Raw genomic sequence first — 13952 nt, forward strand, 5'->3', positions numbered from 1 at the left:
GGTGCGGAATGCATGCGGGTGTGCTGATTTATACGGGCAATGCGGAGCTCTTTCTTCTGCTCGAGTACATTCTCGAGACCGAGGGATTTCCTGTCCAGCTTTGCTCCGATGCGAGCGAACTGATTAGTACAATCGAGACCGAAAGGCCGCTCGCTGTCCTAGTCGATTGTTCCGATCGGCGCCTAGAGGCGCCTGGCCTTTGCGGCCACATCAAGGCAATCAGCGCACGCCTGCCAGTCGCCGTCTTCACAAATGCATCGAGCGCGGATCTCAGCAGTCTTGGGATCGACGTGGTCATATGCAGTCCTTACGATCCGCGACACCTGCTCGCGTTCCTCAAGGGCATTCAAACGAACTTGCCCGACGGCTCCCGCCCTGGCGTCTCACGAGAGCAGATATTTCGGCACGCGGATTTCGAAATGAATGTCACGACGGTTCGCGTTACGCGAAACGGACACACCGTAAGCCTTTCCGCACTACAATTCAGACTGCTTCTGCATCTCATGAAGATGCCCAATGTGGTGCACAGTCGTGACGATCTCATCGCCGCAGGCTGGCCGCCTGAGGTCGAAGTCGAGCCCCGCACCGTCGATATCCATATCGGTCACATCAGGCGCGCGCTGAACCAATATGGGCCCGATGTCATCCGGACCGTACGGTCCATTGGCTATGCGCTCGATAGGCCCACCGCCCCACGCGGAAATTGAGCGTTTTCCAATTTCCGCCGGCTAGCGCCTTGCTCGCTCACAGATCGCCGCAAGGCGCACCATCTGAGCAGATGAACCGCTAGATGAAGCGGTTTCTAACCCGTAGGAATACCTCAAACCAGAAGCCGTAATCGCTATGTCGGTGCTCGGTCCAGGCCTCGAGCGCGCAATAGGCGGCCGCCGTTGCGGCTTCGCTGCCATAGAGGCCGATCGCCGCCTCCACCATTTCCTCCTGTTGGTGCTTCTGCCAGAAGCCATCTTTCCGGGGGCTTTCCTCCCCGATGACCGGATTGCGAAAAATTTTGGACACGCTGAACCTCCTGCTGTCCGGCGCAGGGGATCAATGGATTGCCGGACGTTGGAACTCAGCTTTCGCGAGCCACAGAACCATTTCGGTTCTCATCGTGCCGTCCCTGACAAATGTGTCTATCGTAAGCGAAGACTGTTCCCTCTCCGGACTCAGTCGAGATCATCTCCCGCTTGCTTTCGAAGCCGATCCAAGTGTTCGAAGCAGATCGCTTCCACGTCCGCGATCAGCTGACGGGCTCTTTCAACAAGCCAGACAAGGGCGTCTTCGCTGATTTCATAATGCTTCGAATATCGAGATTTGACGTAAGCCTCATTCAAGATGTTGAACCACGCTACATACTGATGCTGATCGCGGGCCAAACTTCAGAGAACCGCTGGTCTTGTTCCTCGGCGAGGCGGCGCAGATCCCTCATATTGTGAGATGCGGGGCTGCAGCTCGTCGGGACAAGCAAGAGTGCTGAGTACGCATGCTCGATCGCTTGGTGCAGGAGAAAGGCAGCCCCTTTGAAGTCGCGTTCGGGTAGACAGAACTCCGCGGTCTTTAAGAATACCCTGGAATGCGGCATACGGTCCTCGAAATACTCGACGGCTATTCGCAGGGCGTCGGCCGGCCCTCGAGATCTTGGCTCGGCAAGTGGTTCGTCGTCGGGTTCGTAGAGGAGAATTCCGTCGCGGCGGATTTCGACGAAGAAGTACTGTCCATCGTAGAGTGCCGTGTTCACTTCACGTCTTGAATGGACGATGAGGCTTACCGGCGTCTGGATCTCCGGTAGATGCATGAGGCGGTCCTGTGCCTTGTGCCAGTAGGTCGAGAAATCTGCTAGCTTCCTGTTGTTGACGACGATCAGCAGATCGTAGTCCGATTTGTATCCCTTCTTGGTGTGCGGCTCATCGACCCATGTTCCTCGGGCGTAGGACCCGAAGAGAATGATCTTCAGAATGCGGCCAAGCTTCTTGAAGTCGGCCGTTCCCTCTTTGAGGGCGTCCTCGAATTCCTGGTGCAGGACCTGGACGATGCGCGCGAGTTCGCGCTGTTTTCGAAGCGGAAGTTGGTCAATGCTGGTCTTCATCGGTTCTGGCGCGTTCTCTGAAGTCATGATGCATGAATAGCGAACCCCGTTCGCTGCATCTACACAGTGCCCATCTCACGTCTAAATTCAACAAAAATGTTGCAACAAAATATGATGTAAACCGCTCAAGTTTTCAAGCTGGTGCGTTATTTTGCACAATATCACTGAAATTATAGGGATTACGCGCGAGTGTCAGGCATACTATTTCCATTTTTTGTGACATCAAACATCGGGAAGAGAACGGCGATGAGACAGCTTGAAAGCACGAAGGCTCAGCACACAAAACACTTGGTCCTGATCTGCTCTGGTAATGCAAACTTTTACGTGCTGCTTGCACACATCCTCGCGTCGGAAGGCTTTCAGACGTTGTTGGTGAGCGAAGAAGAGGTAGTGGATCAGGCTGTGCTAAGGCCGGCCACAGCAATCATCCTGGATTCAGCAGAGGATTCAGAGCTCACGGTGAGAACATGTGCCGCCATAAAGGCTAACGACGTAACCTCGCGTATCCCGACTATCGCCCTCGTTTCGTCGGGCAATGAGCGGTACTATCTGGCACTGTTGAAAGCGGGGGTTGACGAAAACTTCGTGCGCCCGGTCTCCCCGGCAAGGCTGCTTGCTTACCTTGGTTCTCTGCCGGACAATCGTGCGAATGATAAGCAGCCGACACATCCCCCTAGCGAAGAGGTCGCTGAGACCTTTGGCGCGTTAAGACTCGAGCCTAGGCGCCGTCTCGTCAGATATGGCGATGAAGACGTTCAATTCGGTGCCATCGAATTCAACCTGCTGCGATGCCTGCTTGAGGCACCAGGCCGGGTGCGAAGCCGTCTGGAACTGATCGAAGCGGCATGGCCATCAAATCGCTACGTGCAGCCGCGCACTGTGGATGTGCATGTCGGTCGCTTGCGTCGGGAGCTCGAGCGCCTGACCGGCCATCCTCTTATTCGCACAATACGGGCCACCGGCTATGCGATCGACATTGATGATGGTTCCGATTGAGCTCGGATACGTTTCACACTTCTCATATTTTTTTTCAAAAATGCAGCGAAAGGAAAATTCAACCGTAATTTTACCCGGAATGCAAAATGCAGGGTGAAAATATTTCGCGAATACTTCGTTGAGTTTAGCGCCTAAACAAATAAATCTCCCGTACATTCGCCGCTCAAGTCTCGGGAGATTTTCGGATGGAAGAAAAAGCGCCAGGGCAGGGAAGTAATTCTGGCAAGGGTGCCCAAAGGAACACCGCCAGCTTAATCCAGTACGCCCAAAGCCATTTCGATGCCGCGCATTTTCAGGGCTTGATGGCGATTTACGGGCGTCCCTTGGCGGATCGTGCCGTGGCACTAAACCACGACCGTGGACGCCGGGTCGTTGATTTTGTGCGTTGCTCCTATCTCGGCTTGGACAACCATCCGCAGATCGTCGCAGGTGCCGTCGACGCCCTGAAAGATTACGGCGCGCTTCATTGGTCATGCGCAAGGACGCGTCTCAATTTCTCAATCCTCGGTGACTTGGAGGCGGCGCTGTCGGAGTTGTTCGATGCGCGGGTGATTACTTATAGCACAGTGCTCGCGGCTAACATGAGCGCGTTGCCGCTGATTGCTTCCGGGCATCTCACGGGTGGCGTTAAGCCGCTGATGGTGTTCGATCGCTTCGCCCACGCAACGCTTGCCTTTCACAAGGGAACCATCGCCGCCGAAACTCGCGTCGAGACCATTGCTCACAATGATTTTGACGCGCTCGAGATGCTCTGCCGCGCGAACGAATCCGTCGCCTTCGTTTGCGACGGCGTCTATTCGATGGGCGGAAGCGCCGACATCGAGGACCTAAGGAGCCTGCAGGACCGCTATGGCCTGTTCCTCTATATCGATGACGCACATGGCGTCTCCATTTTCGGCAAGCACGGGGAAGGCTTTGCCAGATCGCAAATGAGCGGACACCTGGGCGATCGAACGATAATTGCGGCTTCGCTCGGAAAGGGCTTCGGCGCCTCAGGAGGCTTGATCATGCTCGGAACGGCGCGGCAAGAGGAACTGTTTCGAAGATTCGCGGTCGCTCATGCGTTTTCGGCGTCGCTGAATGTCGCGGCAATCGGCGCGGCGCGCGCGTCGCAGCAACTGCACCTAACGCAAGAACTCACGGAGCTACAACAGGGACTTCGAAGCAGAATCGCCTTGTTCGACAGCCTCGTTCCCACAGACCAGCAAGGCTCACCCTTGCCGATACGAACGGTCGAGATAGGCGACGAGATGACGGCCATCGAAGCCGCAAGAGCTTTGCTCGACCGCGGTTTCTATACGTCGGCGATCTTCTTTCCCACGGTTGCACGGGGAAGGGCAGGGTTGCGGCTTTGCCCCACGGCCGGACACTCCGAAGACGATATCCGGGCGGTGTGCACCGCGATCCAAGACGTGCTGACGAACACATAAGAGCGTGCGCTGCACCAAGGCCACGCCAACATTGAATCTTACAAGGAGCGAACATGTCTGAGCACCTCTCGGAGTGCTGTGTCTCCGTCCCCGGTTCAAGGAACCTCGTCGAGACTGTCTCCCAACGGTTTGCCGAATTTTGCGTCTCAATCGTGGACAACGGAATGGAAAAGACCTTCAAGTTCATCGATGGCGAGGCCGTCGTGAGAGCTGTCGGTAGAGGGATTTTGATGCGGGTCGTCGCGACAGACGTCATCTCTTACTATGGAATACGAACGGCATTGGAGGGCAGCATTGTGAAGTTGGCTGCATTGGAGCCCGAGGAATTCACTTGGTACACGGCCGGTGAATCACCATTTGCAGCGGTCGGACGTGTACATCCGAGCCAAGATGAAGTGCATGAACGGGAGAAACTCGCCACGGCTGAGGTTCACCACAAACGACTAACGGCAGGAACGTTGGACACGCAGAGCAATCACCACCATTGAGAACATGACCTACGCGAACTTCCACATGAATAATGCTCGCAGGACGCTGAATGCCGACACGCAGGCGCAGGCGACAAAGCTCAAGCTGATTTGAAGTCCGTGAACACATCGCGAATCGAGCAGACTCTAGCCAACGTGCTCTACCGATAGCGTGCCTACCGGAAGGGGTTTGATCAGCGACTTCGCAGAAACGCTCGGGTTCAGCCAGTCAGTCCATGCATTGCGCTCAAGGATCACGATCTGTCGATCGTGGTACGTAGCGATGTCGGGCCCCGGCGCCATCGTCAGCATGGTAAAAGCTTGCCCGACCTCGGGCGTGTTGCGCCAGATGCCGGCGATGCAGAAGATCGGCTCGTCCTTCTTGGTGAACAGCCACTTGTCCTTGCGCTTCTTGCTCGGATCCTTCGGATCGGTGAACTCGTAAAAGCCGTCGGCAAGAATTAGGCAGCGGGAGTTGAACTCCCGTCCCTCTGATCGGAAGTTATACACCGGCCGCTTGTTCGGCCCCGGCCAACTCCAGCGTCGCTGTACGAGCTCGGCCTCATCCGGCACTCCGTCGATGGCCCTGACGATCGGCCCAACATCGGTGATCTTGATGTCCTCACGGGCTTCGAGATTCGGGGTGCCTTCGCCGAAACGGATCTTGATCTTGAGCTCGGCAAAGCCCTCGACGATGGAGGCGACATCCGTCATTAGCCGATAATCATTGCACATGCATCCTCCGTCTCAGGTCCGATTGTCTCGGAATCGTGTTTCTGGTAAATGACGCGCGCGAAGGGTGCCAGTCCGACGCCCGCCGCGTCATCATGAGGCGCCATGATGGCGAAGTGGAGATGGTGGGGCGGCCGTGGGGCCTGCGTCCGCGCGACGTTGGCGGGCGCCGTGAACGTCGTCCGATCGGAAGACCCGGACGTTCCCCGCCCGCCGCTGCCTGGTGCCCGCGTCCGAGTTTCGCCACAGGAACTTCAGCTTCTCGCTCACCATTGGTGACTGGTTCTATTTCGCGGGGATTTGGCGGCCGGCGACCCGGCCTGGGCGGAGACATATGCCATCCTGACGATGGAGCCGAATGCCGATCTCGCGCCGTACCATGCCCGCCAGCTGGGTACTCACCCGCGATCAACGCGTGGTCTGGCTCGACGGACTTTTCCGCGAAGACGAAATCCTGCGGCCGCAGCCGGCAGGGACTTTCCAGGTCTTGCGACATCCAACCTCTCCGGTTCAGTCGATGCTGGACGGGTCTGCGTCCCATTGGGCTTGTTCTGGCCAGACGCCATCTTAGACAGAAACTTGTTGCAGGAAATGCCGCAGAGCCGGTGAGGCCTGTAGCGTGATGCGCATGCGCGGCATTCCGAGCGCCTCTCGATGGCGCCAGCGCGTCTCCAATCCGTTCAGGTATCGCCAGTCCTGTCGTTGCTTCATTCCGGCAGTCAGCTGCGCCATGCAGCGGACGTCGTCCCTTTTGCAGCTTGTCAGGACACCTATATTTGAATTAAGTATTCAAATAAGAAGACACTATTTTTGTCCGACAGTCATCCGCATCGCGTTGCCGCTGCACGAGGGAAGAGTAACCACGCATGACAACACAATCCGAACTGCCGCTTTCCGGCCTGGTGGTCGTCGACATGAGCCAGTTTCTTTCCGGCCCCTATTGTTCGCTGCGGCTGATGGATCTCGGCGCGCGGGTGATCAAGATCGAGCGGCCGGATGGCGGCGACCTTTCCCGCCGGCTTTATCTGAGCGACACCGAGATCGGCGGCGACTCGACCATTTTCCATGCGATCAACCGCGCCAAGGAAAGCCTTGCGATAGACCTCAAGAACGAGGCCGATCTTGCCGCACTGAAGCGGCTTCTCGCGCATGCCGATGTCGTGATCCAGAACTTCCGACCGGGCGTCATCGTAAGGCTGGGGCTGGACTATGAGGCGGTCAGGGCCATCAATCCGCGCATCGTCTATGCCTCGATCAGCGGTTATGGCGAGGAGGGCCCCTGGGTGAAGCGTCCCGGCCAGGATCTGCTGGCGCAGGCGCGCTCGGGGGTCATGTGGCTGAACGGCGACGAAGGGCAGGGGCCGGTTCCCTTTGGGCTCGCGATCGGCGACATGCTGGCCGGCGCCGCCGCCGCTCAAGGAATTCTCGCGGCGCTGGTGCGGCGCGGCATTTCCGGCAAGGGAAGCCTCGTCGAAACGAGCCTCCTCGAGGCGCTTGTCGATTTCCAGTTCGAGGTATTGACCACGCATCTCAATGACGGCGGCCGCCTGCCGAAGCGGTCGGCATTCCGGAGCGCCCATGCTTATCTCGCCGCACCCTACGGCGTTTATGCCGCGAGCGACGGCTATCTCGCGATCGCCATGACGCCGATCCCGAAGCTTGCGGACCTGCTTCAGATCGACGAACTCGCCCCCTATCGCGACGACCCGTCCTCGTGGTTTACCGAGCGCGACCGCATCAAGGCGCGGATTGCTGACCGCATCGCGCTCAGCACCGTCGACGAATGGCTGGCGGTGCTGGAGCCGGCCGATATCTGGTGCGCGCGCGTGCTCGACTGGAACGAGCTTCTGGAGAGCGAAGGCTTCCAGGTGCTCGACATGCTGCAGACGGTGATGCGCGAAGACGACGTATCGATCACCACCACGCGCTCGCCGCTCAGGATCAACGGCCGCCGCCCGCGCGTCGAGCGCGCCGCCCCGCGGATCGGTGAGCATGGCCGCTCGATCAGGGAGGAGTTCGGACTATGAGCGTCGTCCTCAAGGGAATGACCTGGAACCACCCGCGCGGCTATGATCCGATGGTGGCCTGCTCGCAATCCTGGCAGGAAAAGACGGGCGTCGAGATCCGGTGGGAGAAGCGGTCGCTGCAGGATTTCGAGACCTTTCCGGTCGAGACCCTGGCCAGGAACTATGACCTGATCGTCATCGACCATCCGCATGTGGGGCAGATCACCGGCGAGAATTGCCTGCTGCCCCTGGACGTGGCGGGCCGCGAGGCGGAGCGGCAGGCGCTCTCGGCGGCAAGCGTCGGCCCGTCCTATCGGAGCTACGCGTGGAACGAACGGCAATGGGCCTTTCCGATCGACGCGGCGACCCAGGTGCAGGCCTGGCGGCCGGACCGGACGGATCGCCTTCAGACCTGGCGGGATATGCTCGCGCTCGCGCGCAGCGGCGGCGTTCTCCTGCCGCTGAGGCCGCCGCATTCGCTGATGAGTTTCTACACGCTCTGCGGCAATCTCGGCCGTCCTTGCCGCAGCGCCGGTAAGGGCGATCTCGTCGACGCCGAAACCGGCGCCATGGCGGTCGAGCTGCTGCAGGAAATCTCGGCACTTATCGACCCCGCATGCTTCGGGATGGACCCGATCGCGGTGCTCGAGGCCATGGCGGCCGAGGCCTCGCCCGCCGCCTGCGCGCCGCTTATCTACGGCTATGTCAGCTATTCCATTGCCGGCTTTCGCCCGGCGCTCGTCCGCTTCGGCGATTTCCCGACCGTCGGTGCCGTCGGGCCGGTCGGCTCGGCGCTCGGCGGGACGGGCATAGCCGTCTCGGCCTTTTCGAAGGCGCCGGAACAAGCGATCGATTTCGCCTATTGGGTTGCAAGCGGCGGCGTGCAGCGCGGCCTCTATGCGGCATCCGGCGGCCAGCCCGGCCATGGGGACGCCTGGCAGGACGATACCGTCAATGCGGCGACCCATGATTTTTACCGCGCGACGCGGGCGACGCTCGAAGGCGCCTGGCTGCGGCCACGCCACGACGGCTACATGACCTTCCAGCAGGCGGGCTCGGACCGCCTGAACGAGGGGCTGCGGAGCAGGGAAAGGCCGAGGCTCGTGGTCGAAGACCTCAACCGGCTGTTTCTTGCGAGTTTTCGCTGAGGGCGAAATCGCTACCAACTCTGCCCGCGTAAAGATTGGATTCAATCTTTCTTGGTAATTTCCCGTTAGCAAGTCTCGTCAGTGGGTCCTGACGGCGCGGTTGCCGTCGGCTTTTGTATTGCGTGCGGGTCCTCATGCGTCCTTTTTCGGCTGTCTCAGCGATCGTCATAACCTGCCTGGCTCTAACGAGCTGCGGCTTCGGGGGGAGCAGGCCCTCGCGCGAGACGACGAGCTCCGTCGTCCGTCCGGCAAGTCCGGTTCCTACGGCGGAGGTCAGTGCCGCTGCCGCGCAAGCGGCGCCTCAGCCGGAGGCGCTCGCCTGGGCGGGAACCGTTCCCGAGCCGCAGGCCTTCATGCCGGCGGAAAGGACGGTGGGCATGCCGGTTCCGGCCGAGCGACCCATGGCGATGCTCGCTCCCGAAAATCCCGCGCGCGAGCCGCGCGGCCGCTCACGCGTCTACAGCCACAGCTTCCGCGATGCCCATCCGATCAATTTCGGTACCCGGTCGCCGCGCAAACTCGCCGTTCACGGCGTCGACGTTTCGCGCTGGCAGGGCGAAATCAACTGGGCGAAGCTGCGCACGCAAGGCGCCAACTTCGCCTATATCAAGGCGACCGACGGCGGCGATCACCTCGATCCCATGTTCAAGAAGAACTGGCGCCGGGCCGACGAGGCCGGGCTGAAACGCGGCGCCTACCACTTCTTCTATTGGTGCCGCACGGCCGGCGAGCAGGCGGACTGGTTCATCCGCAACGTGCCCCGGGATCCGAGCGCGCTTCCGCCCGTCATCGATGTCGAGTGGAACGGCGAGTCGAGCTGCAAGCGGCGTCCGTCGCCGGAGCGGGTGCGGGAAAAGATGCAGGTCTTCATGGACAAGCTGGAGCGCCACTACGGCCAGCGTCCGATCATCTATACCGCGCCGGACTTCTACCGCGACAATCTGCAGGGCGCGTTCCCCAATCATCCCTTCTGGCTGCGCTCGGTCGCGGCGCACCCGTCCAAGGTCTATCCCAGGCGCAAATGGATCTTCTGGCAATATTCGGGCTCGGGCCTGTCCCACGGCGTCGACGGGCGGATCGACCTCAACGTCTTCAACGGCAGCGAGGAAGACTGGCACAACTGGGTGGCGGCGCGCTCGAGCTGAGGGAACAGAAGTGACGCCGATCCGCCTGCTGCAACCCAATGACGCGGCCTTCCCAGCACTTGCGGCCCTCATGGAGGAAATGCAGGCGCATTACCGCGTGGCCTGTCCGCCGCGCGCCGAGATAATCGCGGGGCTTGAAGCCATGCCGCCGGGCGCGGAGATCCTCGTCGCCGAGGAGCATGGTTCGGTGCTCGGTTTCGCCGCCTTCTCCGCGATTTACCCCGGGCCGGGCCTGAAGCCGGGTATCTTTCTGAAGGAACTCTACGTCAGCGGATCACAGCGGGGCCGCGGCCTCGGCCGGGCCTTGATGCAGAAGGTGGCCAGCCTGGCGAAGGAGCGCGGGCTCACGCGCATCGATTGGACCGCGGAGGCGGAAAACACACGGCTCCTCTCCTTCTATGAAGAACTGGGCGGCGCACGCAAACCGGACAAGGTCTTCTTCCGGCTCGACGGAGAGGCGCTCGCGCGGCTGGCGGACTGAGATAGCGCGCCACGGCCCGGGCCGGCGCCCTCAGTCGCCCATGCCTTCGGCTTCCGCCATCAGCCATGCCTCGAATGTCCGCATGGAAGCACTCGGCGCGATGTCCCGCGGTTTTGCGAACCAGTAGCCATGGTCGCTTCGATATCCGAAGCCGTTCGGGTTGACGAGCTTTCCCGCCGCAAGGTCATCGAGGATGAGGCCGCGCGGGATCAAAGCCATTCCCTGTCCGGCAAGTGCCGCCCGGATCACCATCGTATAATAGCCGAAGCGCGTGGTGTGGCGGACCAAGAGGTCCTCCTTGCCATGACCCTTGGCGAAATAATTCCAGTGCAGCGGCGTCTGCGGGTGCTCCAGCATGATGCCGTCGGCGAGATCTTCGATCGTCTCCGGAGTGCCGTTCTTCTCCCAGTAGGAAGGGGCGCTGACGACAAGAACCTCGCGCCCGAAGAGATAGCTGGTTTCCTCGTCCGGCAGCGGTTCGCTCAGGAAACGGAATATCGCATCGGGCGTCTGGGACTGTGTCGGAGAAACGAACGTCGTGAACTGCACCTCGATCTCCGGGTGCTGCTCGGTAAAACGAAGGAAGCGCGGCAGCAGCCACCGGTCCCCGAAAATGGGCGGCACCTGCAATCTCAGCACGCGCGGGCCCGGTTTCAGGCGAGCGACGCGAAGGGCGGCGTCCTCCATCGCCTTCAATGCGGTGCGCGCCTGTTCGATATAGATCGTGCCGACCTCCGTCGGGATCATTCCGCGCGGTGTCCGGACGAAGACGGGGCTGCCGATCAGCTCTTCGAGCGACAGCAATCGCTTGCTGACGGCGCTCTGCGACAGCGACGTGCTTTCGGCGGCGGCGCTCGTCGATCCCCTTTCGGCCACCGCAAGCAGCACCTGAAGCGCGGTCGTCGAAGGCAAGCGCCGCCGTCCCGAAGCCATGAAAATTCCTCCGCCAGATGCAGCCGATGCGCGTCCGCTCCGCCCCGTTCTTTGCGCAGACCCTAAATAAGTGCCGGGAGCAAGGCTAGTCGTTTTTGTCATAGCTTGGTGAAATAACTTCGCTTGCCGGGATATGCCACCCGTGGGAGCTTCTTCGAAAGAACGACAAATAAAGGGAACGAAGATGACCGAGCCCACTCAGCTTTGGGGTGGACGATTCAAGTCCGGACCGTCCGAAGCGCTTGCCAATCTGTCCCGCGCGCCCCGATCTTACTTTCGACTTTACAGGGAAGATATTGCAGGTTCGCGCGCCCATGCTTCCGAGTTGAAGCGGGCCGGCGTCCTGGACGAGAGCGAATTCTCCGCGATACGCGCGGCCCTGGAAGGCATCGAAGCCGATGTCGGTGCCGGCCGCGAAGAACCTATTGCGGCCGACGAGGATCTGCATACCTTTCTCGAACGTCTGTTGATGGCGCGCCTCGGCACACTTGGCGGCAAGCTTCGCGCCGGGCGGTCGCGCAACGACCAGACGGCGAACAATACGCGCCTCTATCTGCGGCGCATGGCGCGGGAGCTTTCCCGGGGCGTGATCGCCATCGAAGAAGCACTGATGGAGCAGGCATCCCGGCATACGGAGACCGTGATGCCCGGCTTTACCCATCTTCAGCCGGCCCAGCCGGTCGTGCTCGGCCACCACCTCATGGCGCACGCGCAGTCGCTGCTGCGCGACCTGCAGCGTTTTGCCGATTGGGACCGCCGCTTCGATCGCTCGCCTCTGGGTGCGGCCGCGCTGGCCGGATCCGGCATTGCGCGCCGCCCGGATCTCTCCGCCATCGATCTCGGCTATTCGGCCGCTTGCGAGAACTCTATCGATGCCGTCGCCGCGCGCGATCACGTCGCCGAATTCCTTTTCATCTGCTCTCTGGTGGCGGTGGATCTCTCACGGCTTGCGGAGGAAATCTGCCTCTGGAGCTCCAAGCAGTTCAGCTGGGTGCGGCTGCATGATTCCTATTCCACCGGCTCCTCGATCATGCCGCAGAAAAAGAACCCCGACGTCGCCGAGCTGACGCGCGGCATGTCGGGCACGCTGATCGGCAACATCGCCGGCTTCCTCGCGACCATGAAGGCGATGCCGCTCGCCTATAACCGTGATCTCGCCGAGGACAAGCGGAGCCTGTTCGAGACGATCGACGTTCTCGAACTGGTCCTGCCCGCCTTTGCCGGCATGGTGGGAACGCTGGAATTCGACGTGGAGAAGCTGCGCGAGGAGGCACCGAAGGGCTTCACGCTCGCGACCGAAGTGGCCGACTGGCTGGTGGGCCGGAACGTGCCTTTCGCCGAAGCGCACGAGATCACCGGCGCAGTGGTGCGCTATTGCGAAGAGCGCGGCCACGACCTTGCCGGCCTGACGGCTGAGGATCTGCCGGGGATCGATCCGCGGCTTCAGCCGGAGATGCTTGCGGCACTCGCGCTCGAAAAGGCGCTTGCCAGCAGAAACGGCTATGGTGCGACGGCGCCGGAGCGGGTTCGCGAGCAGATCGCCCGATTCGAAACGGCGCTTGCCGGCTGCCGCGCCTTTGCCGGCGGTCCGATCGGCGGCGGGGCCCTAGCGGGCGCGAAGAACGGCGCAGAGGAGGCGCGACGCCGATGAATGTGGCAAGCCTCGCAACTCCGCCTGCGGATTCCAAATACGAGATCGCCCATCTGAAACTGGTGCCGAAGCGCCGTATCGGGCGGATGATTGCGGCGGGCATCGTGCTCCTGCTGTTTGCAGGCCTCGTGCGGGCCTTCAGCGTCGGGCAGATCGAATGGAGCTATGTCCGCGATTTTCTGTTCGCACCCGCAATCCTCGCCGGCCTCTACAACACCCTGTTGATGACCGTTGCCGCCATGGGGCTCGGCATCGTCCTCGGCGTCGTCATCGCCATCATGCGGATATCAGGCAATCCAGTGCTGTCGTCGATCGCCATCGGCTATATCTGGGTCTTTCGCGGCGCCCCGGCGCTGCTGCAGTTGATGCTGTGGTTCAACCTGGCGCTCATCTTCCCGACGCTCGGCATTCCGGGACTGTTCGAGTTCAGGACGGTCGACGTCATGACGCCCTTCGTCGCCGCCGTACTCGGGCTCGGCATATCCCAGGGCGCCTATACTTCGGAGGTCGTGCGAAGCGGGCTTCTGTCCGTCGACAGCGGCCAGTACGAGGCTGCGCGCACGATCGGCATGACGCAGATGATGATGCTGCGCCGTATCGTCCTGCCGCAGGCGATGCGCGTCATGGTGCCGCCGGTCGGCAACGAGGTGATCGGCATGGTGAAGCTGACGTCGCTCGCCAGCGTCATCCAGTATTCCGAGATCCTCCACAACGCGCAGATCATCTATTTCGCCAATACCCGCGTCCTCGAACTGCTGCTGGTCGCGAGCTTCTGGTACCTGCTCGTCGTCTCCGTGCTCTCGATAGGGCAGCACTATATCGAGCGCTATTTCGGCCGCGGTTCGAAATCGATCCGCTCGTCCATGTGAGGTCGGTC

The 13952-nt window shown here is 60.9% G+C and carries 13 protein-coding genes and 2 pseudogenes; 11 read left to right on the top strand and 4 right to left on the bottom strand.

Going from position 1 to position 13952, the window contains the following annotated elements; genetic code table 11:
• The first annotated feature begins 8 nt into the window (after positions 1–8).
• Complete coding sequence (locus ACFHWW_RS29320) at positions 9–707, top strand: winged-helix domain-containing protein (protein ID WP_379942694.1); 699 nt, start codon at positions 9–11, stop codon at positions 705–707.
• A 79-nt stretch (positions 708–786) separates the two neighbouring features.
• Here ACFHWW_RS29320 and ACFHWW_RS29325 read toward each other — a convergent pair whose 3' ends face one another.
• Together ACFHWW_RS29325 and ACFHWW_RS29330 are read right to left on the bottom strand one after the other, a co-directional pair.
• Positions 787–1017: a hypothetical protein gene (locus tag ACFHWW_RS29325; RefSeq protein WP_379942696.1), complete on the bottom strand. Its 231-nt coding sequence runs from the start codon at positions 1015–1017 to the stop codon at positions 787–789.
• A 149-nt stretch (positions 1018–1166) separates the two neighbouring features.
• A pseudogene (locus ACFHWW_RS29330) lies at positions 1167–2086 on the bottom strand (nucleotidyltransferase and HEPN domain-containing protein).
• A gap of 246 nt (positions 2087–2332) precedes the next feature.
• Here ACFHWW_RS29330 and ACFHWW_RS29335 point away from each other — a divergent pair.
• The 3 genes from ACFHWW_RS29335 (at position 2333) to ACFHWW_RS29345 (ending at position 5000) form a co-directional block, all read left to right on the top strand.
• On the top strand, positions 2333–3082 hold the full coding sequence (locus ACFHWW_RS29335) for a winged-helix domain-containing protein (RefSeq protein WP_379942698.1): 750 nt from the start codon (positions 2333–2335) through the stop codon (positions 3080–3082).
• 185 nt (positions 3083–3267) lie between these two features.
• Complete coding sequence (locus tag ACFHWW_RS29340) at positions 3268–4512, top strand: aminotransferase class I/II-fold pyridoxal phosphate-dependent enzyme (RefSeq protein WP_379942700.1); 1245 nt, start codon at positions 3268–3270, stop codon at positions 4510–4512.
• A gap of 164 nt (positions 4513–4676) precedes the next feature.
• Positions 4677–5000 carry a hypothetical protein gene (locus ACFHWW_RS29345; RefSeq protein ID WP_379942702.1) on the top strand — a complete coding sequence of 108 codons (324 nt, stop codon included), beginning with the start codon at positions 4677–4679 and terminating at the stop codon, positions 4998–5000.
• A gap of 126 nt (positions 5001–5126) precedes the next feature.
• On the opposite strand, the gene ACFHWW_RS29350 is transcribed toward ACFHWW_RS29345, so the two are convergent.
• A complete protein-coding gene (locus ACFHWW_RS29350) occupies positions 5127–5714 on the bottom strand; it encodes an SOS response-associated peptidase (protein ID WP_379942704.1) in 588 nt (195 codons plus the stop codon).
• A gap of 92 nt (positions 5715–5806) precedes the next feature.
• Here ACFHWW_RS29350 and ACFHWW_RS29355 point away from each other — a divergent pair.
• From ACFHWW_RS29355 to ACFHWW_RS29375, 5 genes and pseudogenes are all read left to right on the top strand, one after another.
• A pseudogene (locus tag ACFHWW_RS29355) lies at positions 5807–6282 on the top strand (SOS response-associated peptidase family protein).
• 295 nt (positions 6283–6577) lie between these two features.
• On the top strand, positions 6578–7738 hold the full coding sequence (locus ACFHWW_RS29360; RefSeq protein ID WP_379942706.1) for a CaiB/BaiF CoA transferase family protein: 1161 nt from the start codon (positions 6578–6580) through the stop codon (positions 7736–7738).
• A complete protein-coding gene (locus ACFHWW_RS29365) occupies positions 7735–8865 on the top strand; it encodes an extracellular solute-binding protein (RefSeq protein ID WP_379942708.1) in 1131 nt (376 codons plus the stop codon). The genes ACFHWW_RS29360 and ACFHWW_RS29365 overlap by 4 nt, the downstream gene beginning before the upstream one ends.
• 134 nt (positions 8866–8999) lie before the next feature.
• On the top strand, positions 9000–10010 hold the full coding sequence (locus ACFHWW_RS29370) for a GH25 family lysozyme (protein ID WP_379942710.1): 1011 nt from the start codon (positions 9000–9002) through the stop codon (positions 10008–10010).
• A gap of 10 nt (positions 10011–10020) precedes the next feature.
• Positions 10021–10491, top strand: coding sequence for a GNAT family N-acetyltransferase (locus ACFHWW_RS29375; RefSeq protein ID WP_379942712.1), 471 nt, complete (start codon positions 10021–10023; stop codon positions 10489–10491).
• A gap of 30 nt (positions 10492–10521) precedes the next feature.
• Here ACFHWW_RS29375 and ACFHWW_RS29380 read toward each other — a convergent pair whose 3' ends face one another.
• Positions 10522–11424 carry a LysR substrate-binding domain-containing protein gene (locus ACFHWW_RS29380; RefSeq protein WP_379942714.1) on the bottom strand — a complete coding sequence of 301 codons (903 nt, stop codon included), beginning with the start codon at positions 11422–11424 and terminating at the stop codon, positions 10522–10524.
• 184 nt (positions 11425–11608) lie between these two features.
• Here ACFHWW_RS29380 and argH point away from each other — a divergent pair, with 184 nt between their 5' ends.
• Together argH and ACFHWW_RS29390 are read left to right on the top strand one after the other, a co-directional pair.
• A complete protein-coding gene (gene argH / locus ACFHWW_RS29385; RefSeq protein WP_379942716.1) occupies positions 11609–13075 on the top strand; it encodes an argininosuccinate lyase in 1467 nt (488 codons plus the stop codon).
• Positions 13072–13944 (top strand): amino acid ABC transporter permease, encoded by an 873-nt coding sequence (locus tag ACFHWW_RS29390; protein ID WP_379942718.1) that lies wholly within the window; start codon positions 13072–13074, stop codon positions 13942–13944. The genes argH and ACFHWW_RS29390 overlap by 4 nt, the downstream gene beginning before the upstream one ends.
• Positions 13945–13952 lie beyond the last annotated feature (8 nt).

It is taken from the genome of Sinorhizobium sp. P24N7, from assembly GCF_042436655.1.
In the GTDB taxonomy this organism is placed as follows: domain Bacteria; phylum Pseudomonadota; class Alphaproteobacteria; order Rhizobiales; family Rhizobiaceae; genus Sinorhizobium; species Sinorhizobium meliloti_A.

What these genes read in the sequence shown, in the direction of transcription:
- ACFHWW_RS29320 (WP_379942694.1), top strand. Translation starts at nt 9, where the DNA reads ATGCATGCGGGTGTGCTGATTTATACGGGCAATGCGGAGCTCTTTCTT.
- ACFHWW_RS29335 (WP_379942698.1), top strand. Translation starts at nt 2,333, where the DNA reads ATGAGACAGCTTGAAAGCACGAAGGCTCAGCACACAAAACACTTGGTC.
- ACFHWW_RS29340 (WP_379942700.1), top strand. Translation starts at nt 3,268, where the DNA reads ATGGAAGAAAAAGCGCCAGGGCAGGGAAGTAATTCTGGCAAGGGTGCC.
- ACFHWW_RS29345 (WP_379942702.1), top strand. Translation starts at nt 4,677, where the DNA reads ATGGAAAAGACCTTCAAGTTCATCGATGGCGAGGCCGTCGTGAGAGCT.
- ACFHWW_RS29350 (WP_379942704.1), bottom strand. Translation starts at nt 5,714, where the DNA reads ATGTGCAATGATTATCGGCTAATGACGGATGTCGCCTCCATCGTCGAG.
- ACFHWW_RS29360 (WP_379942706.1), top strand. Translation starts at nt 6,578, where the DNA reads ATGACAACACAATCCGAACTGCCGCTTTCCGGCCTGGTGGTCGTCGAC.
- ACFHWW_RS29365 (WP_379942708.1), top strand. Translation starts at nt 7,735, where the DNA reads ATGAGCGTCGTCCTCAAGGGAATGACCTGGAACCACCCGCGCGGCTAT.
- ACFHWW_RS29370 (WP_379942710.1), top strand. Translation starts at nt 9,000, where the DNA reads ATGCGTCCTTTTTCGGCTGTCTCAGCGATCGTCATAACCTGCCTGGCT.
- ACFHWW_RS29380 (WP_379942714.1), bottom strand. Translation starts at nt 11,424, where the DNA reads ATGGCTTCGGGACGGCGGCGCTTGCCTTCGACGACCGCGCTTCAGGTG.
- argH (WP_379942716.1), top strand. Translation starts at nt 11,609, where the DNA reads ATGACCGAGCCCACTCAGCTTTGGGGTGGACGATTCAAGTCCGGACCG.
- ACFHWW_RS29390 (WP_379942718.1), top strand. Translation starts at nt 13,072, where the DNA reads ATGAATGTGGCAAGCCTCGCAACTCCGCCTGCGGATTCCAAATACGAG.